This is a genomic window from Streptomyces sp. NPDC001514 (assembly GCF_053597075.1).
In genome coordinates this window covers 108,685-129,409 of record NZ_JBSFHO010000012.1, presented here as the reverse complement: position 1 = coordinate 129,409, position 20,725 = coordinate 108,685, and the positions used below count along the sequence as shown (strand labels likewise).

Genomic DNA, 20,725 nt, shown 5'->3' with positions numbered 1-20,725 from the left:
GCCAGTCCATGCTGCCGTGTGTGGAGAAGATCCGCGGCCAGGTGAAGGCCGAGGGCCCCGCTGGGGTGCGGCCCTCTCGTCGTTTCACGTGAAACAGCGGTCGTCAGCGAGTCGCGCCCGTGACGATCCAGCGGCCGGAGCGGGTGCGCAGCCACAGGGTCAGCATGCGGACCGTCATCATCAGCGCCATCGCCCACCACAGCGCGGTCAGTCCGCCGCCGAAGGCAGGGACGAGCAGGGCGACGGGGGCGAAGGCGGCCAGCGTCACCAGCATCGCCCCGGCCAGATAGGGGCCGTCCCCGGCGCCCATCAGTACGCCGTCCAGGACGAAGACGACGCCGGCAACCGGCTGGGAGAGCGCCACGACCAGCAGAGCGGGGAGCAGGGTGTCCTGAACGGCCTGGTCGCCGGTGAAGAGCGGGATGAAGAGCGGGCGGGCCAGCACGATCAGAGCCCCCAGCATCACACCGGAGACGATGCCCCACTGCACCATGCGGCGGCAGGCTTCCCGGGCACCTTGGGGGTCGTCGGCGCCGAGATAGCGGCCGATGATCGCCTGGCCCGCGATGGCGATGGCGTCCAGTGCGAAGGCCATCAGGCTCCACAGCGAGAGGATGATCTGGTGCGCCGCGATCTCGGTGTCACCGAGGCGGGCGGCCACGGCAGTCGCGATCAACAGGACGGCCCGCAGGGAGAGCGTACGGACAAGCAGCGGCACCCCGGCCTGGGCACTGGCCCGGATGCCCGCGGCGTCGGGGCGGAGCGAGGCGCCGTGCCTGCGGGCTCCGCGGACGACCACGACAAGATAAGCGGCGGCCATTCCGCACTGGGCGATGACAGTGCCCCAGGCGGATCCTGCGATGCCGAGGCCGGCGCCGTAGACGAGCCCCGCGTTGAGGACGGCATTGGCGACGAAGCCCGCGACGGCCACGTACAGGGGAGTGCGGGTGTCCTGGAGGCCACGCAGTACGCCGGTAGCCGCCATGACAACGAGCATCGCGGGGATGCCGAGGCTGGATATGCGCAGATACGTGGTGGCGTACGGTGCAGCCGTGTCGGAGGCGCCGAAGATCTCGACGAGCCAGGGTGCCGTGGGGAGGGCGACTGCGATGACGGCGGTGCCGAGCACCAGCGCGAGCCAGATACCGTCCATGCCCTGGCGGATGGCGGCCCCGAGCTCGCCCGCGCCGACACGACGGGCGACCGCTGCCGTGGTGGCGTACGCGAGGAAGATGAAGACGCTGACCGCGGTGGTCAGCAGGGCTGCGGCGACGCCCAGTCCGGCGAGCTGGGGAGTGCCGAGGTGGCCGACGATGGCGCTGTCGACCATCACGAAGAGGGGCTCGGCGACGAGTGCGCCGAAGGCGGGAACGGCGAGTGCGATGATCTCGCGGTCATGTCGTCGCCGGCTGGTCTTCGGTGCCGCGGGGGCCTGGGTCATGCGCTCAATCTAATCTTCCACAGGTAAGAGATGCAAAGCCGTTGTGTCCCTTACCAATCCCTGAGATGGGGCTCCTGCTGTGTGCCGTTTGTTCTGATCTTGGTCCAGCCGGGAAAGTTTTTCTCCCCCACAGCCGGTGGATGGAAAAACTGCAGGTCACAGAAGGTGTGGCTGGGGGGCTATGACTTTGTCCACAATGCTGTCCCCCGCTCCGTGCACAGGTTCTGTGGGGTTCTCCACAGCATCTCGTCGGTCGTCCACATGGCCTGTGGATAACCAGATTGGCTGACGGTGCCCGCGGCCCTAACGTGGACCGGCGCTCGACGTGCCGGAAACCGGAGTCGGGCTGCTCGTTTTGTCAGTGCTGTGCCGTAGAAAGAGTCGCACGGCGAGGTCCGCGGAGCGGACGGGAGGAGGTGGCCGGTGAGCATTCCCGAGCCCCTGGACGATCCCTGGGCCGACACCGGTCCGGGTGACCGTCTTCCCGTATCCCGTCCGCGACGCGGAGAGGGCCGTGGCCGCGGCCGCGAGGAGCAGCACGAGCGCGGCAGGGAGAGCGGCCCTTGGGACGACGGCGCTCCCGGCGGCTTCGAGCGGGTCCCGCCCCAGGACCTCGACGCCGAGCAGTCCGTCCTCGGCGGCATGCTGCTGTCCAAGGACGCCATCGCGGATGTCGTGGAGATCATCAAGGGCCACGACTTCTACCGGCCCGCGCATGAGACCGTCTATCAGGCGATCCTCGATCTCTATGCCAAGGGCGAGCCTGCCGACCCCATCACGGTGGCGGCCGAGCTCACCAAGCGCGGTGAGATCACCCGAGTCGGCGGTGCCTCGTATCTCCACACGCTGGTCCAGTCGGTGCCGACCGCAGCCAACGCCTCGTACTACGCGGAGATCGTCCATGAGCGGGCGGTGCTTCGGCGTCTTGTGGAGGCCGGCACCCGTATCACGCAGATGGGATACGCGGCGGACGGCGACGTCGACGAGATCGTGAACTCCGCGCAGGCCGAGATCTATGCGGTCACCGAGCAGCGCACCAGCGAGGACTATCTGCCGCTCGGCGACATCATGGAGGGCGCGCTCGACGAGATCGAGGCGATCGGTTCCCGCAGTGGTGAGATGACCGGGGTGCCGACCGGCTTCACCGACTTCGACTCGCTCACCAACGGACTGCACCCCGGCCAGATGATCGTCATCGCGGCCCGTCCCGCCATGGGTAAGTCCACACTCGCCCTGGACTTCGCCCGGGCCGCCTCGATCAAGAACAATCTGCCGAGCGTTATCTTCTCCCTCGAAATGGGCCGCAACGAGATCGCGATGCGTCTGCTGTCCGCCGAGGCGCGCGTGGCGCTGCACCATATGCGCTCCGGGACGATGACGGACGAGGACTGGACCCGGCTGGCTCGCCGGATGCCCGATGTCTCCCAGGCCCCGCTCTACATCGACGACTCCCCGAATCTGTCGATGATGGAGATCCGCGCCAAGTGCCGTCGGCTCAAGCAGCGCAACGATCTGAAGCTGGTCGTCATCGACTATCTGCAGCTGATGCAGTCCGGTGGTTCGAAGCGGGCCGAGAGCCGCCAGCAGGAGGTCTCGGACATGTCCCGTAATCTCAAGCTGCTCGCCAAGGAGCTGGAGCTCCCGGTGATTGCGCTCTCTCAGCTGAACCGTGGCCCCGAGCAGCGCACGGACAAGAAGCCGATGGTCTCCGACCTGCGTGAATCCGGGTCCATCGAGCAGGACGCCGACATGGTCATCCTGCTGCACCGCGAGGACGCGTACGAGAAGGAGTCGCCCCGCGCGGGTGAGGCGGACCTGATCGTGGCCAAGCACCGTAATGGCCCGACGGCCACCATCACAGTCGCCTTCCAGGGCCATTACTCGCGCTTCGTGGACATGGCACAGACCTGATCCCCGGCCGCCGGCTTCATAGGGGTCGGCGAAGACGCGGAAGATCGTTCCTTCGCCGATGCCGGCGGCCTGCGCGATCTGCGGAGTGAGCACTCACTCCGTCAATGGGTGTCAGGTGGGATGTCAGGGACCGTGCTTTTTCGTTCGACCCGGACCGGGCCTTAGCGGTAGAGGTTGACCATGACCTCACCTTTCGAATCGCTTCTTCCCAGCACGGAGCGGGCTCTCCTCCATCGCGTCGCTGTCGCACAGTCCGAGGGCCGGTCTCCCTCCCTCGTCGGAGCGGTCGCCAGGGACGGCCTGTGCGTCTGGAGCGGTGCTCGGAGCTGCGTCGACGGACATGCGCCGGACGCCGACACCCAGTACCGCATCGGCTCCATCACCAAGACCTTCACCGCGGTGCTGGTCCTGCGACTGCGGGACGAAGGGCTGCTGGACCTCGGTGACCCATTGGACAAGCACCTGCCCGGTACAGGGGTGGGTGAGGTGACCATCGCTCAACTTCTCGGTCACGGTGCCGGCCTGGCTGCCGAGAGCCCGGCGCCCTGGTGGGAGCGCACACCGGGCACCCTCCGGCCGAAGCTGAGCGATGTGCTCGGAGAGAAGCCTCTCCTTCATCCTGTGGGCCGGCGGCACCACTACTCCAATCCCGGCTACACGCTGCTGGGTTCGCTGATCGAGGCGGTACGCGGAGAGCCGTGGGAGGTCGTGCTCGGTCGGGAGATCCTGGGACCGCTCGGCCTCAGCCGCACGAGCACCCAGCCGGAGGCTCCCCATGCGGGTGGGTGGGCCGTGCACCCCTGGGCGGATGTGATGATGCCCGAACCGGCTCAGGATCTCGGGCTGATGGCCCCGGCCGGCCAGCTGTGGTCCACCGCCTCCGACCTCTGCCGCTTCGCCGGCTTTCTCGCCGAGGGCGACGACCGGGTGCTGAGTGCGGAGTCCGTTCGGGAGATGCGCACCCCGTCCGTGCCACCAGAGGCCGAGGACTGGGAGAGCGGCTATGGTCTCGGCCTCCAGGTCGTACGGAGGAACGGGCGCACGCTCATTGGACACGGGGGCTCACTGCCCGGGTTCGTCGCCGGTCTCTGGGTGAGTGTGGAGGAGGGCGTCGCCGGGGTCGCGCTCGCCAATGCCACCTCGGGTCTGCCGGCGGGCACCGTGGCTGCCGATCTCGTACGGATCGTGGTCGAGGCAGAGCCGCGGATGCCCGAGCCCTGGCGGCCGATGCCGGAGGTGGACGAGTCGCTGCTGGAGCTCGCCGGGCCCTGGTACTGGGGGACGAGTGCCTTCGGGCTGAAGGTGGTGGCCGACCGTGGCCTGGAGCTGTACCCGCTGAAGGGGGGCGGCCGCGGATCGCGGTTCCGTGCCCGTGAGGACGACGGCAGCTGGATCGGGCTCGACGGCTATTTCGCAGGGGAGACGCTGAGCGTCGTGCGACGGCCCGACGGGTCGTTGGACCACCTCGATCTGGGTTCGTTCGCTTTTACGCGTGAGCCGTACGACCCTGCGGCGGATGTGCCCGGAGGGGTGGACGAGGGTGGTTGGCGCGGCCTGCGGAGGTGAATCCGTGGTGCCGTGGTGCCGTGGATCCATGCATCGGTGCAGCCGCGGAGTCGGCGATGCCGGTGCAGCCAGTGGACCTGCGGCGATGTTTCACGTGAAACGGGCGACGGAGCGGTCACAGCGCCGATGATCATGCGGTCAGCTCACGCTCGAGTGGCGTACGGAAGCGAGGGGTGATCCGGGCTTCACCCACCCACTCAGACAGCCGGGCGGCCTCTGCTGCGATCGTGGCGGAGGCCTCCTGGCCCGGGTCCGACAGCAGCCGCCAGACGATCTCGCCGTTCGCCCGCTGTGCCCAGCCTCCGACGATCGCGCCGTTCCACCACACCGTGGGTCCGATGTTCCCGGCGTAGTCGAAGAGTGCGGCCCTGTGCCCGGGGTCGAGATGGAAGTCTCGGTCGGCCCAGGCCATGCCGCTCGGGTCGAGCGCGGGGAGCAGAGCCGCCCAGTTTTCCACCGGTGGCTCCGGCGCGGTGTCGCCGGGCGCGACATATCCAACGACGCCCTCGTCGAGCTGGACCTCCTCGGCGGCGACGGCTGCCAGGGCCTTGCGTACATCGCCCAGTGTCCATCCCGTCCACCACTTGAGGTCCGCCTCGGTGGCGGGGCCGTAGCGGAGCAGCCAGCGCCGGGCCAGCTCGGCCTGGGCCTCAGCGCCGTGGAGGGCGGGCCAGGGTTCGCTCACGGTCCACCTGAACTGGCTCGAGGTCCAGGAACCACGCGGCCGGTCCCGGCGGATACGGCCTTCTGCGGCGAGTAGCCGGATCACGCGGGTGGACACACCTTGCACCGTCTCCTGCTTCTTGCCGGGGAACACCGTGATCTTGGTGCGCAGCGCGGGGACGGCAGCGGAGAGCTGGATACCGGTCAACGGGCCGCGGGCCGTGAGCTCGGCCAGGACCGCGTCCTCGGCATCGGCGAGCCACCGCTCGTCCAGACCGCTTCCGTCCTCGGCGAGATGTTTGACCAGCGTCTTGCGTTCCTTGAGGGCGATGGCGTGCCCGGTCGACGCGGCGACGTAGGGGGCGAGCTCCTCCGAGACGACGAAGAGCGTACGGCGCATGGACAGCAGCCGCACGAGCGAGACGTCCTCGTACAGTGCCCGTTCCATCTCTGCGGTGTCGGCGTCCATGAGGCGGGCGCAGGCGGAGAGATGGACGGTGGCGGCGTCGGTCGCGTGGAGAGCGATCACGGCGTCCGCCACATCCACGGCCGTGGCGGCCCGAGCGGAGGGCGCCAGAAGGTGGCGGCGAGCGATGCGGGTACGGCGTTCGGCCGCGCTGATCCGGTGAGGTGTGCTGGTCATGGCCGGAGCGTAGAGCGGAATGAGGCCGGATCGAGTCCTCATAAGCGGACGGGATCGAGGAGGTATCGCCGTCGGAGGGGGCCGCGAGGAGGGGCTCGTGTCGACATCAGATGGTGCGCTTGAAGCCCACGTGGGAGGCCTCGAATCCGAGGCGCTCGTAGAAGCGGTGGGCGTCGGTGCGGCTGGCATCGGAGGCCAGCTGGACCAACTGGCAGTTCTGGCGGCGGGATTCGTCGACGGCCCATTCGATCAGTCGGCTGCCGAGGCCGCTGCCGCGTTCGTCGGCGTGGATCCGTACCGCCTCGATGATCGAGCGGGTGGCGCCGCGCCGGGACAGCCCCGGGATGACGGTGAGCTGGAGGGTGCCGACGACACGGCCTTCGCGTTCGGCGACGACGAGGTGCTGGTTCGGGTCTCCCGCGAGGCGCTCGAAGGCCACGGTGTACGGAGTGAGATCGGCCGGTGACTCGCGCTGGGCGCCCAGCGGGTCGTCGGCGAGCATCGCCACGATGGAGGGGATGTCGGCGGGGGAGGCGGGCCGTATCTGCAGATCGCTCATGATCGGGAGCATAGGCGGGTGGGTGCGCCTCGTGCCTGCGCCTTGTGCCGGCCCCATGCGTGCCTGCGCCGTGCGCTTGAGGTCAGCGCCCTGCGCTTACGCCGGTGCTCCTGCGGGTGCCGGAATTCGCAGTTGCTCGACTGCCCTGACCAGGGGGGCCAGCTCGGGGTTCTTCGCGGCCTCGTCGAGCGCCTCGCGCAGTGCGGTGTCGTTCGTGGGTCGGGCCTCGGCGAGCAGTGCCAGGCCGGCATCCGTGACATCGGTGTAGATGCCGCGACGGTCGGTGTCGCACAGGTAGCGGCTGAGTAGTCCGCGGTCCTCGAGACGGGTGACCAGGCGGGTGGTGGCGCTCTGGCTGAGCACGACGGCGTCGGCGACCTGCTTCATCTGGAGATGGCCGCCCGGGCCGTTGTGCTGGCGGCTGAGGACGTCGAGCAGTGAGTACTCGCGGACGCTCAGGTCGTGCTTGGCCTGGAGGGCCCGCTCGAGGTGGGCCTCGATCCGGCCGTGCAGCAGGGAGAGGGCGCACCAGCTCTGGGCGAGGGCGGTGAGTGCCGGGTCCGTCGCTGTCATCGATCTCTCCTTCGTCCACGAGCGCTCTCGGGGGCCGTTGAGGGCCGCTACCGCCACTGCTCTGCGTGGCTTGAGTCCAGGATAGACGACTCATGCAATAGCCCGCGTTTGCAATTAATCGGCGTCTGCAATTATTGTGGACGCTCGTAAGGCGCAGACGCAATCTTCTGGAAGGTGCAACCCATGCCGCTCGCGCTCCTCGCCCTCGCCATCGGGGCATTCGGTATCGGCACCACCGAATTCGTGATCATGGGGCTGCTCCCCGAGGTCGCCGATGACTTCCAGGTGTCCATCCCGACCGCCGGCTATCTGGTGACCGGCTACGCCCTCGGAGTCGTCCTCGGCGCCCCTGTGATGACGATCCTGGGGACCAAGGTCTCCCGTAAGCGCATGCTGATGCTGCTGATGGGGCTGTTCATCGCGGGGAACGTGCTCTCTGCCGTCGCCCCGGTCTTCGGAGTGATGCTCGCTGGCCGCGTGGTGGCCTCGCTCGCGCACGGCGCCTTCTTCGGGATCGGCTCGGTGGTCGCTGCCGATCTCGTCGCCCCCGAGAAGAAGGCGGGCGCCATCGCCATGATGTTCACCGGGCTGACCGTCGCGAATGTCGTCGGTGTGCCGCTGGGCACGTTCATCGGCCAGAGCATCGGCTGGCGTGCGACGTTCTTCATCGTGGCCGGGCTGGGCGTGCTGGGTCTGGCCGGTGTCGCCAAGCTGGTGCCTGAGCAGCCCAGGCCCGAAGGCGTCCGGCTGCGCCATGAGCTCGCAGCGTTCCGTAATGTGCAGGTTCTGCTGGCCATGGCGATGACCGTGCTCGGCTTCGGTGGCGTCTTCGCCGCCATCACCTACATCACGCCGATGATGACCGAGGTCGCCGGTTTCGCCGACTCCTCGGTGACCTGGCTGCTCGTTCTGTTCGGCCTGGGCATGGTCGGCGGCAACCTGGTCGGCGGCAGGTTCGCGGACCGTGCGCTGATGCCGCTGCTGTATGTGTCGCTCGGCGCGCTCGCCCTCGTACTGGCGCTGTTCACCTTCACCGCCCACAACAAGCTCGCGGCGGCCATCACCATCGTGCTCGTCGGCGCGCTGGGCTTCGCCACCGTGCCGCCGCTGCAGAAGCGGGTCCTGGACCAGGCGTCCGGCGCCCCGACGCTGGCCTCCGCCGTCAACATCGGCGCCTTCAACCTCGGTAACGCGCTGTCCGCCTGGCTCGGCGGCATCGTGATCGCGGCTGGGCTCGGCTTCACCGCCCCGAACTGGGTCGGCGCGATCCTCGCCGCGTCGGCTCTCGGCCTCGCCGTGCTCTCGGCAGCCCTGGAGCGAAGCACCGTCCGCCGGGAAAGCCGGGTCGTGGCCGGGGCGGGGGCTGCTGAGCCCGTATCCGGTCTCGCGATCCGTCGCTGAACCGAACGCTCACGCCGTACCCGCAGCCTCTCCACGCGTTCCGCCCCTCACCGAGCAACCGTCGACGCGGTCCAGCCCGGAGGTCTCTTCCACACCCTCCCGGCGGAGCGCCGGAGCAGGACCACGGTTTCGCGACCGCGGCGCTGGAGACACTGGCCGGCTGACCGCTGACCCGTTGCCTCAAAGGCCCGGCGGGATCTCTCGCTCAGCCCGCCGCGACCGTCAGAGGTGCGAAGCGGCGGGTCCAGTCTCCGGGGAGGGCGGGTGTGCCGTAGATCATGACGGCATTGAAGGCGATCGGCGACAGGCCGTTCGCCTTCAGCCAGGTGAGCAGCTCGTCGTGGCGTACGTCGATGTCGGTGCGCAGGGGGCGGTCCGTGGCCGCGGCCAGCGAGGCGATGAGGGACTTCGCCGTGTCCGTGTCCCGGGCGATGAGGGGGCCGACGACATGGGTGTTCATATTGGGCCAGGCGGCCGCGTAGCCCGTGAGGACACCGTCGGACTCCGCGACCCTCAACTGGTCGGCGAAGGCCGGCAGGCGCGTGATCATGTGGGTGCGGTCGAGGCCGAAGACCTCGCCGTCGAGGCGGAGGATCGCGGGGAGGTCCTCGGCAGTCGCCGGGCGGATGGTGGTCCCGGCCGCGGCCCGGTTGGTGCTCCGCCGCGCCGGGCCGGTGGGGCGGAAGTGGCCAAGGACCATCTCGGCGCGGCCGACGGTCGTGAAGCCCAACTCCTCATAGAGCGGCTGTCCGTTCGGGGTGGCATGGAGGGTGAGCGGAGTGCCCCCGCTCTCGGCCACCACGTACTTCATCAGGCGCCGTCCGACGCCCTGCCGGGCATACCGCTCGGCCACGAGCACCATGCCGACGGCGGCGAGCCCCGGGCCGTAGGAGGTGACGACACATGCCGCGACGAGGCCCTTGCCGGAGGGGTCGTCGATGCCGTATCCGGTCCCCGCCGCGAGCAGCAGGCCCCACTTGTGCTCTTCACGAGGCCAGCCGCGGTCCTCGGAGAGATCGGCACAGGAAGTCAGGTCTGCCGTGGTCAGACGCCGGATGGGGAGCTCGCTGAGCGGTGTTGGCATGAAGGTCAGGCTGTCGGACGCAGAGATCGCTCGTCCAGCGCTTTACCGGAACTGGCCAAGACCCGCAGGCGACGACCGCGGCGCGTCATTCCCCACGGCTTGAGGACCGAGATCGCCGTCATGAAGAGGTACGCCGACAGGGAGACGATCGGGGCGGCGAGGAGACCCGATGGGTCCGTCACCGGAATACCGGCCGCGGCCTCCTTTGCGGCCGTGTTCACCCCGGGCCGCAGCGAGAAGGCCGTAAGCGCGGTCGTGATCAGCGTGAGCCAGAACTTGGTCCAGACCCAGCGATAGCGGGCCAGGCCCCATGGCGTACCGAGTGACAGGAGCAGACCGCTGCCGAGGGTCAGCAGCGCTACGGGGATCATCAGCCAGTTCGCGAAGACCGCCATCGATCGGTACGAGGCTTCCGCTACGGCAGGGGACCCGGAGGCGACTGCGGCGACGCTCAGCCCGAGCAGTCCGAGGGAAAGCCCGAGCCAGCCTGCCGATGCGGAGACATGGACGACGAGGGTGGCCCGCCGCACGGGCCGCTTGAGTGGTTTCACGTGAAACACCGTGCCGCGCCGCCTGCTGCTTCCGCGTCTGACAGCGGGAGTAATCGCACGTACTAACCTCGGCGTACATGGCGAGACTGCACCTCTTCGATCTCGACGGAACACTGATACGCGGCTCGGCGGCCGCCGTGGAGATCTCCCGGCAGCTGGGACTCTCCGATGAGATCGCCGCGCTGGAGCTCGACTTCGCGCTGAACGGCCTCACCCCTGACGAATTCGCCGTACGGGCCCGGGAGCTGTGGGAAGGGCTCACTCAGGATCAGTTGATCGCGGCATTCGACGGGACTCCCTGGATGGAGGGAATCCGTGAGGTGTGGGCGGATATCCGGACCCATGGGGACTACTGTGCCGTGATCTCCCTCTCGCCTGATTTCTTCGTCGAGAGATTGCTGTCATGGGGTGCACACGCCGCCCATGGTTCACGTTGGCCGTCCGTGCCGTTCACCGAGCCGGTCGACCGATCCGGCATTCTTGATGCGGTCGCGAAGGTGAAGATCGCGAACCAGCTCTGTGCAGAGTTCGAGATGGAGCTGGACGACTGTGTTGCATATGGTGATTCGATGTCCGACGCGCACATCTTCGCCGCGGTGCCCGTTGCGGTGGCGGTGAATGCGGACCATCATCTGTCCGAGCTCGCCACACACGCCTACACGGGAAGCGATCTGCGGGAGGCATACGAACTGGTGCGATTCCGTCGGTAGTTCGCGGCATCGGGGAACGAGGGTCGGGGGACGGCCCGGAGGCCCGGGCCCGACCGCGGCTACAGACATGGGGGCAATGCAGCCTAACGGGAAAGTGGGCGCGGATACCCGGACTTTCCGCTCTTTGTCCGTTGCGGCAGTGCTGCCTGGGATGCTGCGATGACAGGTGTCGCGGGCAGTGTCACAATCCGGTCCTACTCGTCCCGATTCCCGCGAAGGCAAAGGCTAGTGTGGGCCGGCAGCGGTCCTGAGGCAGAGCGGGGAATTGAGGCACGTTCCGGATCAGCGGAAGTGCGCAGACCGACCGAAAGATGTTCGAGGCGAGGCACACAATGGACGCTCCGACCACCACGTCGGCCGGCAATGGCACTTCGGGCGAGAACGGTGCCAACGGCGGCGGAGGCGGCTGGTTCACCCCTCGTAAGCGGGGCGGTGCCACGGGCCGGCCTGCGCCGGATACGGAGGACGGGGCCACGGGCGAGGGCAGCGAGGGCCGAATAGCCCCGCCCAGCCGTCCTGTGGCCGCAATACGTCCGGTCGGCACCGGAGCAGAGAGAGCCTCCGCCATGCCGCAGCGCGGCGCCCAGGCCCCTGCGCAGCACACGGCGCCCGAACCCCGTGTCCCCCAGGCCCGCGCGCCCCACGCGCCGACGTCCCCGGCTCCCGCGCCGCAGTCAGCCGGAGCCGCAGCGGCAGCCGCGCCCGAGGCCTTTGCGGCGACGCCACCCGCGCCGCCCACGCCCGAGCCCCCGACGCCCCCTGCCGCGCCCGCGTACGCGCAGCAGAGCAACGCTTCGCCCGACGCGATCCTCGTCCGGCGAACCATGGCAGAGATCGGCCCGGTTGCCGACAAGGTCACCTCGTACTTCTACGCCCTGCTCTTCGTCCGCCACCCCGACCTGCGCTCCCTTTTCCCCGCCGCGATGGACACCCAGCGGGACCGCCTCCTCAAGGCCCTGCTGACCGCCGCCGAGCACATGGACAACACCGCCGTGCTCGTCGACTACCTCAAGCATCTGGGCCGCGGCCACCGCAAGTACGGCACCCAGCCCGCCCACTACCCGGCCGTGGGCGAGGCACTCATCGGCGCGCTCAGCCGCTACGCCACGACCACCTGGGACAGCGAGACCGAGGCCGCCTGGGTCCGTACGTACACGACGATCTCCCAGGTCATGATCGATGCGGCCGCGGAGAACGAGCGCCACGCGCCGGCCTGGTGGCATGCCGAGGTCGTCTCGCACGACCTGAGGACCTCGGACATCGCTGTCGTCACCGTCCGCCCCGACCAGCCGTACCCCTTCCTGGCCGGGCAGTACACGACCCTGGAGACGCCGTGGTGGCCCCGGGTCTGGCGGCACTACTCCTTCGCGGGAGCCCCCCGCTCCGACGGGCTGCTGTCCTTCCACGTCAAGGCCGTCCCGGCGGGCTGGGTCTCGAACGCCCTCGTCCACCACGCCCGCCCCGGCGACGTGCTGCGCCTCGGCCCGCCCGCGGGGTCCATGACCGTCGACCACACCACCGACAACGGTCTGCTCTGTCTGGGCGGCGGTACCGGCATCGCCCCGATCAAGGCGCTGGTCGAGGACGTCGCCGAGCACGGCGAGCGCCGACCGGTGGAGGTCTTCTACGGTGCGCGCACCAACCACGACCTCTATGACATCGACACGATGCTGCGGCTCCAGCAGAGCCACCCATGGCTCCAGGTGCGCCCTGTCGTCGACGGCAGGGCGCAGCTGCCCGACGCCGTGCGTGAATACGGTCCGTGGAACGAGTACGACGCGTATCTGTCCGGCCCGATCGGGATGATCCGCAGCGGTGTGGATGCGCTCCGGGGCATCGGTATCCCGTTCGAGCGGATCCGCCACGACTCCCTCGAAGAGCTCGTCGCGGCCGCCGACTAGGACCGCCGCCGTGCGGCACGCAGGGGGCCCGTGCCGGTGTGCGGACCCCGTGCCGCAGCACGGCCCGGGATCAGCCCAGATCGGGAGCGTGCATCGCGCGTACGCCCTCGATATTGCCGTCCAGGTAGTGGCGCAGGGACAGCGGCACGAGATGGACGGCGGCGATCCCGACGCGGCTGAAGGGCACCCGCACGATCTCGTACTGGCCACAGGGCTCGTCCACTTCGGGGCCGTGTCGCCGTGTCTCGTCCATCGACACCAGCCGGCAGACGAAGAAGTGCTGCACCTTCACGCCCGAGACTCCGCCGTCGACGATGTGCTCGACGGTGTCGACGAAACAGGGCACCACGTCGACGATCTTGGCGCCGAGCTCTTCGTCCACTTCACGATGGAGGGCTTCGACGACGGTCGCGTCCTCGGGCTCGACCCCGCCGCCCGGCGTTACCCAGTACGGATCCATGCCCGGCTTGGTGCGTTTGATCAGGACGAGGTCATCCCCGTCGAGCAGGATGGCGCGTGCGGTGCGCTTGACCACTGGCCGTTCGGTCATGGCAAGAGAGTGGCCCGCGACACCCGTTCTGAAACTCCTGTCCACCCTGTCGTTGCCTGACGTCACCTGCCGGTGCCCGGCTGTCACCAGTCGGCCGCCGCGCGCAGCAGCCCTTCGTGTGCCCGTGCGATGTGCGGGAGTGCGAGCGTCCCGGTGCGGACGACGAGGAAGTATGTACGCAGAGGGGGAACGGGAGGGTCGAGCAGCGCCATCAGCCGCCCGCTCTCCAGGTCGCTCTCGCACAGGTAGCGCGGCAGAACGGCGAGCCCGGCGCCCGACGCGGCGGACTCCAGGACCGCGCGGAGATCCGGCGCGATGACGGTGCCCGCGGCCGCAGGCCGGCTGTCGAAGACGGCGGCCCAGTAGCGGGAGACGAACGGCAGGGACTCGTGGACCTCCACGACCGGCAGCTGCTCCAGCACGACGGAGCCCTTCCCCCGCAGCATGCCGGGACCCAGCCGGGCCGCCCACCGCGGCGAGGCGACCAGAACGTGCTCCTCGTCGCAGAGCGGAGTCGAGGTGAGCAGTCCGCCGCGCGGACGGGCCGTCGCGATGGCCAGATCGTGATGCCCGGCCGCCAGTCCTTCGAGGGTTTCCTCGGCGTTGCCCACGAAGGACGTCCGTAACGCGAGCCCCTGCGAGATCAGCGGAGTGAGCGCCGGAAGCACGCGTACGGAGGTGAACTCGGGCGGCCCGGCCAGGTGCAGCGTACGGACGCCCGACTCCTCGTCCAGACCGGTTTCGGCGATCTCGACGAGGGCGTCCAGATGCGGTGCGGCGCGGTGGGCGAGCTCGTTGCCGATGGTCGTGGGGGTGACGCCGCGCGCCTGACGCAGGAAGAGCGGCCGCCCCAGCTGCCGCTCCAGGGTCCGGATCTGACTGGTCACCGCGGGCTGGGAGAGCCCGAGGAGGGCGGCGGCGCGGGTGAACGAACCAGCCCGGTGCACCGTGATGAATGTGCGCAACAGGCCCAAGTCCATTGCTCAACTATAAATAAGTCGATAGGTCGCTGTCGCTAGCGTGATTGGACACTGACGCACAGTCAACTAGCCTTTGGTCGAGCGGTTCTCCGCGCGTGGACTCGCGGGGAATCGCGTGGCACCGGGACGGTCCGAGCCATGAGGGGGGAGGCTCGGACCGTCCTGTCGTGCCGTGTCTCGTTCTGTTGCCTTTTCCGCCCTTTTCGCCCTTTCGCGACCGGCATCCCGCCGCCGTTTCGCGTTCCGCGGTCACGCCGCCGCGGCCGCCGCATCCAGGGCGCGCAGCACATCCGCCACCAGATCGTCCGGATCCTCCGCGCCGACGGAGAAGCGGATGAACCCTTCCGGTACGGCGTCACCACCCCACCGCCCCCGGCGCTCGGCGCTGGAACGGACGCTCCCGAAGCTCGTCGCATCGTCGACGAGGCGCAGCTCCGCCAGGAATCGCTCCGCGTACGCACGGTCGGGCAGCGCGAAGGAGACCACGGAGCCGAAGCGTCGCATCTGGCCTGCGGCGACCTTGTGCGAGGGGTCGTCCGGCAGTCCCGGATAGCGCAGCCCGGTCACCTCGGCGCGGTCGGCGAGCGCCTGCGCGACAGCGAGGGCGTTCGCGCACTGGCGGTCGGACCGCAGCTGCAGCGTGGCCAGCGAGCGGTGGGCGAGCCAGGCCTCCATCGGACCAGGGATCGCGCCGACGACCTTGCGCCAGTGGCGTACGCGCGCGGCGAGCGCGGCGTCCCGGCACACCACGTACCCGAGCAGCAGATCCCCGTGCCCGGTCAGTCCCTTGGTGCCACTGGCCACGGCGAAGTCCGCGCCCAGCTCGAGCGGTCGCTGCCCGAGCGGCGTAGCGAGCGTGTTGTCGACGGCGACGAGTGCCCCGCCGGCGTGCGCCGCGTCGACGAGCCGCCGTACGTCGCACACATCGAGCCCCGGATTGGACGGCGTCTCGATCCACAGCAGCGTCGCCCCGTCGAGCACGGCCAGCTGGGCGTCGCCGCCCGTCGGCGCTGTCCGCACCTCGACGCCGTACGCCTCCAGCTGCTCGCGCACCAGCGGAAGCGCCTGATAGCCGTCGTCGGGGAGGACGACGACATCGCCCGCCCGCACCTGGGACAGCAGGACCGCGGAGACCGCGGCCATCCCGGAGGCGAAGACGACGGTCTCCACGCCGGACCCTGGGCCCTCCCGGCCCTCCCCCGTACCGCCCTCGGCGTCCGACGGCGCCTCCAGCTCGCCGATGGCCCGCTCCAGCAGCGTCCAGGTGGGGTTGTCGTCGCGCCCGTAGGTGTACGGACCCGTCGGCTCGCCCGGCAGGTGGTAGTGCGCGGCGAAGACCGGTCCCGGGAGCGTCGGTTCGTACTTCCGTGCCTCGGGCAGCCCTGCCCGTACGGCCCTTGTCCCGTCACCCATGCTCATGCCGCTCGCTCCTCAACGGATGTACGTACCGCGGCGAGCAGGCCCTCGCTCGCCGCCTCGACCATCTCCAGGCACTCCTCGAAGCCGTCCATGCCGCCGTAGTAAGGGTCCGGGACATCGAGCTCGCCCTGGGCCCGGGCGGCCGGATCGAAGGAGCGCAGCAGCCGCACCTTCGCGGCGTCCGCCTCCGTCGGCGCGAGCCGTCGCAGCTCGCGCAGATGCCCGTCGTCCAGGGCGATCACCAGATCGAGCCGGGCGAACCAGGACGCGCGGAACTGTCGTGCCACGTGGCCCGACTCGTAGCCGTGCGCCCGTAGGACGGAGACGGTTCGGTGGTCGGCGCCGTCGCCCTCGTGCCAGCCTCCGGTGCCGGCGCTGTCCACGTCGACAAGGCCGTCGAGCCCGGCCTCCTCCAGACGGGAGCGGAAGACGGACTCGGCCATCGGGGAACGGCAGATGTTGCCGGTGCAGACAAAACAGACAGCGAACGACATCGGATGATCAGCCCTTGTCGTCGGGGAGCACCATGTTCAGTGCCCACGACACGATCGAGATGATCAGACCGCCGAGCACCGCCGTCCAGAAGCCCTCGACGTGGAAGCTCAGCCCGAGCTCGTCGGCGAGCCAGGAGGTCAGCAGCAGCATCAGGGCGTTGATCACCAGCGTGAACAGCCCGAGAGTGAGGACGAAGAGTGGAAGCGTCAGCAGCTTCGCGACAGGCTTCACGAGGAAGTTGACCAGGCCGAAGAGCAGCGCGACGAGGACCAGCGTCAGCGCCTTCTTACCGGTGCTGCCACCCGTGAGCGTAATGTCCTGGATCAGCCAGATTGCCACGGCCAGGGCCCCGGCGTTCGCGATCGTCTTGACTACAAAATTCTTCATGTGTCTGATCGTGGCAGACGTGATCGGACCAATGGCAGGGGCGGACGGACGATGAAGGCATTCCGACTGGACGAACTCGAGGCGGAGCGCGCCGCGAACGACGGGGCATATCTGCAGTTCCTTCGCGAGCGGAACATGTCGGCCGGGCTGTACGCACTGAACGCGGGGGAGCTCGACCCCCAGCAGCCGCACCGGCAGGACGAGATCTACTTCGTGGTCAGCGGCCGTGCATCGATCACCGTCGGGACGGAGACGACGCAGGTCGGGCGGGGCAGCGTGGTCTACGTGCCGGCCGGGGTGGCCCACAAGTTCCATCACGTCACCGAGGACCTGCGCGTCATGGTCGTCTTTTCTCCCCCTGAGAGCTGACCGGCCGCCCCGGGTTTCCCTAGGGGACGGATCAGGGGAGTCCAAGGGCTGCGGAGGCACCGTCGGCCCTCCCTCACCCCTAGCATCGAAGCCAGGACAACTCACAGAAGCGAGGTAAGGACGATGGCGGTGCGGGAGATATTCGCGGGGATGCCCTGGTGGGTGAAGTGGGTTGCGGTCCCCTTGATCGCCATCGTCGTATTCGGCGGGCTTATCTCGGCAGTGATCGGGTTTGTCATCGGACTGCTCTTCAAGGTGCTGGTGTTCGTGGCGCTCGTCGGCGGACTCGTCTACGTCGTACGGAAGTTCATGAACTCCTCCTCGTCGTCGAGCGGCGACTGGTAGCGCGTACGCACGTTAGCCCACGCGGGGGAACGGAGAAGGGGAATCCAGCGCCCGAACGGAGGCTGCCATTAGAGTGGCGAACGTCTGCCGCCCCTGGGAATCATGGGTCGACGACCGCAATGAACAGCGGTTTGTACGACTTCCTGGGTAATTTCTGGGCTTGAATCCAGGCATCTTCGACCCGCCCTCAGGCGAGCGGCAGACGCGCGGGGGCGGCCCCCGCGGGCGGGCGTGCCGCCCGTCACCATGCCTGGGGGTGACCTTTGGCTACGGCTACGGCTACGGCTACGGCTCCTGCACCTGCGGCTGCACCCGCACCTGCATCCGCACCCGCGCCCACATCCGCGCCGGCGCCCACGCTGATCGGCTCGGTGCAGCGGGCGTTGAGACTGCTGGAGGCCGTGGGCTCCCACGTGGCCGGAGCCCCCGCCAAGCAGCTCGCGCGCGAAGCGGGCCTCCCGCTTCCCACCGCGTACCACCTGCTGCGGACGCTGACCCACGAGGGCTATCTCCGGCGCGAGAAGGGCGTGTTCGTCTTCGGTGAAGCGGCCGTGCGACTCGCGGGCGGCGGAGCGATGCAGAATCGTCGCAGCACGATCGAGGACTCGCTGGCCCACTGGCGGGACGCGATCGGCGTGCCCGTCTACTTCGCCCTCTACCGGGAGGGCGAGATCGAACTCGCCGCCGTCGCGGACACTTCGTACGCACCCGCCGTGGACGAATGGGCCGACTTCCGCGAGACGGGGCACGCCCATGCGATCGGGCAGTGTCTGCTGAGCCAGCTCGACGAGAAAGCCCGCGAGGACCACCTCGACCGCCATCCCGTAGAGGCGATCACGCCGTATACGGTCCGCGACCGGCGGGCGCTGCTGGTGCGGCTCGGCGCCATGGGTCGGATGCAACCCGTCGTCGAGCGTCAGGAATATGCAATCGGCACGGTCTGTGCGGCTATTCCGATCACGGTGGGTTCCATGGCGGCCACCATGGCGATTTCGCTCCCCCTTCACCAGGAAGCGCGATTGCTGCCCGCAGTTGAGCAGTTGCGCAGCGGGATAGGGAGCCTGCTCAGTTCGTTCGCGTTCTCTATCAGTATCTGAAATATCACTCCTTGTGATCTGCTGGGCGGGTACAGCACGATGGCGTCAAGAGGGCCAAGGGGGACCATTCCTGGCCGTTTTCATCTACTGCGGGGTACATGATGCGCGAGTCGGTTCAGGCCGAGGTCCTGATGAGCTTCCTGGTGTCCGAGGAGCTCTCGTTCCGGATCCCGGTGGAACTCCGATATGAGACGGAGGATCCATACGCGGTTCGGATGACCTTTCACCTGCCCGGGGACGCGCCCGTGACCTGGGCCTTCGGCCGGGAACTGCTCATCGACGGCATCAACGGGCCCAGTGGTGACGGCGATGTGCACATCGCGCCGGCCGCGCCCGAAGGGCTGTCCGATGTGTCCATCCGGCTCCAGGTCGGTGGTGACCGGGCGATGTTCCGGGCGAGCGCCGCGTCCCTGGTGGCCTTCCTCGACCGAACGGACAAGCTCGTGCCGCTGGGGCAGGAGCGCACGCTCGGCGACTTCGAGGACCATCTGGAGGCGGCGCTCGGACGCATCCTCGCGGAGGAGAACGCCGGCTGAGGTCACCTCTTGCGGCGGCGGCCCCTCCCGCCGCGTACTGCGGCTCCACCGTTACCCCCACCGGCACGAGCTCCAGCGGCGGCAGCCGGCCGGTCGGCAGAGACGACGAGGGCCGCCAGCGCTGTGGTCACCGGCACCGACGCGACCAGACCGATCGAGCCGACCAGCGTCCGTACGATCTCCTCCGCCACCAGCTCGCTGTTGGCCACCGTCCCCACGCCGGACTGCGCGATCGAGAACAGCAGGAGGAGGGGCAACGACGCACCCGCGTAAGCGAGTACGAGTGTGTTGACGACCGAGGCGATGTGGTCCCGGCCGATGCGGATGGCGGCCTGGTACAGGCGGCGCGGGCCCATCGTCGGATCCGCCTGGTGCAGCTCCCAGACCGCTGATGTCTGGGTCACCGTCACATCGTCGAGCACACCGAGCGAGCCGATGATCACGCCTGCCAGCAGCAGACCGGACATGTCGATGTTCGGGTACAGGCCGTGGATCAGGCCGGTGTTGTCGTCCGTGTTCCCGCTCAGGGCCGCCCAGCCGATGAAGAGCGAGCCGAGCAGCCCGATCAGCAGCAGCGAGATCAGCGTCCCGAGCACCGCGACCGAGGTGCGGGCGGACAGGCCATGGCACATGTACAGCGCGATCAGCATGATCGCACTCGCCCCGACCACGGCCACGACCAGCGGATTCGAGCCCTGCAGGATCGCGGGCAGAATGAACAGCGTCAGGATGGCGAAGCTGATGGCGAGCGCGATCAGGGCCGCCACCCCGCGCATCCGTCCGACCACGACGACCACGAGCGCGAAGATCCCGGCGAGCAGTGCCATCGGGAATTGCCGGTCCACATCGGCGACCGAGTACTGGAGATCGCGCGGGGCGTCGGGCGCGTACGCCACGACCACGCCCTGGCCCTGGTGGAGTTGCCGAGGAGCGTCCGGCTGCACGATCTCGACGAACGTACGGCCCTTGTTCTCACCGGTCGTGACCTCGACCGTCGCCCTCGCGCACGTTCCTTGCTGGGAGTTGACCGCTTCGCGTCCTTCAGGGGTCGAGGTGTCGCCGGTCGGCGGTACCTGCGCGGCGTTCACGTCCTTGCAGTCGACCTGCTCGACCTTCACCACCCGCCCTTCCTCGGTCTGCCGGTCGAAACCGACTCCGGTGCGCTCGTGGCCGGGCGCCCCGCCCGGCCAGAGCACTACGAGACCGACCAGGACCGCGGTGGCGAAAGGAATCAGCACTGCGGCGATGACCCGCCGCAGATGCTTCGAAACGGGCTCGGCAGGCCCGTGGCTGTGCGTGTGGCCATGGGCGTGATCGGCCGCCTTGCCGTCCGCGGGGCCGTGAGGTTCGGGCGTCTGCTGCGAGGAAGTCACCGCCAGATCATCGCAAGAACGGAAGGGGCCCACTGTTCAGCACGCCCGCTGGGGCGCTAGCGTGGTGACACCTTTGCACACGCGGGAGCTCGGAGCACCGGGCTGAGAGGGCGCTGACCTCCGTCATCCGTACGGGACAGCTGCGCCGACCGCCGAACCTGTTACCGGGTA

Annotated in this window: 21 protein-coding genes and 1 pseudogene; 10 read left to right on the top strand and 12 right to left on the bottom strand. The window is 68.9% G+C overall.

Annotation, left to right across the window (positions count from 1 at the left end; genetic code table 11):
* Window positions 1–103 precede the first annotated feature (103 nt).
* On the bottom strand, window positions 104–1,441 hold the full coding sequence (locus tag ACWCXB_RS15470; protein ID WP_450722973.1) for an MATE family efflux transporter: 1,338 nt from the start codon (window positions 1,439–1,441) through the stop codon (window positions 104–106).
* A 423-nt stretch (window positions 1,442–1,864) separates the two neighbouring features.
* On the opposite strand from ACWCXB_RS15470, the gene dnaB reads away from it, so the two are divergent.
* On the top strand, window positions 1,865–3,352 hold the full coding sequence (gene dnaB, locus ACWCXB_RS15465) for a replicative DNA helicase (RefSeq protein ID WP_450722971.1): 1,488 nt from the start codon (window positions 1,865–1,867) through the stop codon (window positions 3,350–3,352).
* A gap of 180 nt (window positions 3,353–3,532) precedes the next feature.
* Window positions 3,533–4,918: a serine hydrolase domain-containing protein gene (locus ACWCXB_RS15460; protein ID WP_450722969.1), complete on the top strand. Its 1,386-nt coding sequence runs from the start codon at window positions 3,533–3,535 to the stop codon at window positions 4,916–4,918.
* A gap of 130 nt (window positions 4,919–5,048) precedes the next feature.
* Here the strand turns inward: ACWCXB_RS15460 and ACWCXB_RS15455 are convergent, their stop codons facing one another.
* The 3 genes from ACWCXB_RS15455 to ACWCXB_RS15445 all read right to left on the bottom strand — a co-directional run bounded on the left by ACWCXB_RS15455 (window position 5,049) and on the right by ACWCXB_RS15445 (window position 7,356).
* Window positions 5,049–6,224 (bottom strand): winged helix DNA-binding domain-containing protein, encoded by a 1,176-nt coding sequence (locus ACWCXB_RS15455; RefSeq protein ID WP_450722967.1) that lies wholly within the window; start codon window positions 6,222–6,224, stop codon window positions 5,049–5,051.
* Between the two features lie 106 nt (window positions 6,225–6,330).
* The gene (locus tag ACWCXB_RS15450) at window positions 6,331–6,783 is read right to left on the bottom strand and encodes an N-acetyltransferase family protein (protein ID WP_450722965.1); all 453 of its coding nucleotides are present in this window, start codon (window positions 6,781–6,783) and stop codon (window positions 6,331–6,333) included.
* A gap of 96 nt (window positions 6,784–6,879) precedes the next feature.
* Complete coding sequence (locus ACWCXB_RS15445) at window positions 6,880–7,356, bottom strand: MarR family winged helix-turn-helix transcriptional regulator (protein ID WP_450722963.1); 477 nt, start codon at window positions 7,354–7,356, stop codon at window positions 6,880–6,882.
* A gap of 183 nt (window positions 7,357–7,539) precedes the next feature.
* Between ACWCXB_RS15445 and ACWCXB_RS15440 the strand changes: the two genes are divergently transcribed.
* Both ACWCXB_RS15440 and ACWCXB_RS15435 read left to right on the top strand, forming a co-directional pair.
* Complete coding sequence (locus ACWCXB_RS15440; protein WP_450722961.1) at window positions 7,540–8,757, top strand: MFS transporter; 1,218 nt, start codon at window positions 7,540–7,542, stop codon at window positions 8,755–8,757.
* A gap of 9 nt (window positions 8,758–8,766) precedes the next feature.
* Window positions 8,767–8,921, top strand: a pseudogene (locus ACWCXB_RS15435) (heme-binding protein); the annotation flags it as partial.
* Window positions 8,922–8,962: 41 nt separating this feature from the next.
* Here the strand turns inward: ACWCXB_RS15435 and ACWCXB_RS15430 are convergent.
* Both ACWCXB_RS15430 and ACWCXB_RS15425 read right to left on the bottom strand, forming a co-directional pair.
* On the bottom strand, window positions 8,963–9,841 hold the full coding sequence (locus ACWCXB_RS15430; RefSeq protein WP_450722959.1) for a GNAT family N-acetyltransferase: 879 nt from the start codon (window positions 9,839–9,841) through the stop codon (window positions 8,963–8,965).
* A gap of 5 nt (window positions 9,842–9,846) precedes the next feature.
* A complete protein-coding gene (locus tag ACWCXB_RS15425) occupies window positions 9,847–10,392 on the bottom strand; it encodes a DUF2269 domain-containing protein (protein WP_450722957.1) in 546 nt (181 codons plus the stop codon).
* 77 nt (window positions 10,393–10,469) lie between these two features.
* Between ACWCXB_RS15425 and ACWCXB_RS15420 the strand changes: the two genes are divergently transcribed.
* Complete coding sequence (locus ACWCXB_RS15420; RefSeq protein WP_450722955.1) at window positions 10,470–11,102, top strand: HAD family hydrolase; 633 nt, start codon at window positions 10,470–10,472, stop codon at window positions 11,100–11,102.
* Window positions 11,103–11,434: 332 nt separating this feature from the next.
* On the top strand, window positions 11,435–13,003 hold the full coding sequence (locus ACWCXB_RS15415; protein ID WP_450722953.1) for a globin domain-containing protein: 1,569 nt from the start codon (window positions 11,435–11,437) through the stop codon (window positions 13,001–13,003).
* Window positions 13,004–13,073: 70 nt separating this feature from the next.
* On the opposite strand, the gene ACWCXB_RS15410 is transcribed toward ACWCXB_RS15415, so the two are convergent.
* The 5 genes from ACWCXB_RS15410 to ACWCXB_RS15390 form a co-directional block, all read right to left on the bottom strand.
* Window positions 13,074–13,553 (bottom strand): NUDIX domain-containing protein, encoded by a 480-nt coding sequence (locus ACWCXB_RS15410; protein WP_385410669.1) that lies wholly within the window; start codon window positions 13,551–13,553, stop codon window positions 13,074–13,076.
* A gap of 83 nt (window positions 13,554–13,636) precedes the next feature.
* A complete protein-coding gene (locus ACWCXB_RS15405) occupies window positions 13,637–14,533 on the bottom strand; it encodes a LysR family transcriptional regulator (RefSeq protein WP_450722952.1) in 897 nt (298 codons plus the stop codon).
* A gap of 249 nt (window positions 14,534–14,782) precedes the next feature.
* Complete coding sequence (locus ACWCXB_RS15400; protein ID WP_450722950.1) at window positions 14,783–15,952, bottom strand: cystathionine gamma-lyase; 1,170 nt, start codon at window positions 15,950–15,952, stop codon at window positions 14,783–14,785.
* The gene (locus ACWCXB_RS15395; protein WP_450722948.1) at window positions 15,949–16,446 is read right to left on the bottom strand and encodes a low molecular weight protein-tyrosine-phosphatase; all 498 of its coding nucleotides are present in this window, start codon (window positions 16,444–16,446) and stop codon (window positions 15,949–15,951) included. The genes ACWCXB_RS15400 and ACWCXB_RS15395 overlap by 4 nt, the downstream gene beginning before the upstream one ends.
* Window positions 16,447–16,453: 7 nt before the next feature.
* Entirely contained in the window at window positions 16,454–16,834 is a 381-nt protein-coding gene (locus tag ACWCXB_RS15390) for a phage holin family protein (protein ID WP_450722946.1), read from the bottom strand.
* Between the two features lie 51 nt (window positions 16,835–16,885).
* Between ACWCXB_RS15390 and ACWCXB_RS15385 the strand changes: the two genes are divergently transcribed.
* The 4 genes from ACWCXB_RS15385 to ACWCXB_RS15370 all read left to right on the top strand — a co-directional run bounded on the left by ACWCXB_RS15385 (window position 16,886) and on the right by ACWCXB_RS15370 (window position 19,181).
* Window positions 16,886–17,203, top strand: coding sequence for a cupin domain-containing protein (locus ACWCXB_RS15385; RefSeq protein ID WP_450722944.1), 318 nt, complete (start codon window positions 16,886–16,888; stop codon window positions 17,201–17,203).
* A gap of 129 nt (window positions 17,204–17,332) precedes the next feature.
* Entirely contained in the window at window positions 17,333–17,548 is a 216-nt protein-coding gene (locus tag ACWCXB_RS15380; RefSeq protein WP_450722942.1) for a DUF5326 family protein, read from the top strand.
* A 359-nt stretch (window positions 17,549–17,907) separates the two neighbouring features.
* Window positions 17,908–18,645 carry an IclR family transcriptional regulator gene (locus ACWCXB_RS15375; RefSeq protein WP_450723095.1) on the top strand — a complete coding sequence of 246 codons (738 nt, stop codon included), beginning with the start codon at window positions 17,908–17,910 and terminating at the stop codon, window positions 18,643–18,645.
* Between the two features lie 101 nt (window positions 18,646–18,746).
* Complete coding sequence (locus ACWCXB_RS15370; protein ID WP_450723093.1) at window positions 18,747–19,181, top strand: SsgA family sporulation/cell division regulator; 435 nt, start codon at window positions 18,747–18,749, stop codon at window positions 19,179–19,181.
* A 2-nt stretch (window positions 19,182–19,183) separates the two neighbouring features.
* Here ACWCXB_RS15370 and ACWCXB_RS15365 read toward each other — a convergent pair whose 3' ends face one another.
* A complete protein-coding gene (locus ACWCXB_RS15365) occupies window positions 19,184–20,554 on the bottom strand; it encodes a YibE/F family protein (protein WP_450722940.1) in 1,371 nt (456 codons plus the stop codon).
* Between the last annotated feature and the right edge of the window lie 171 nt (window positions 20,555–20,725).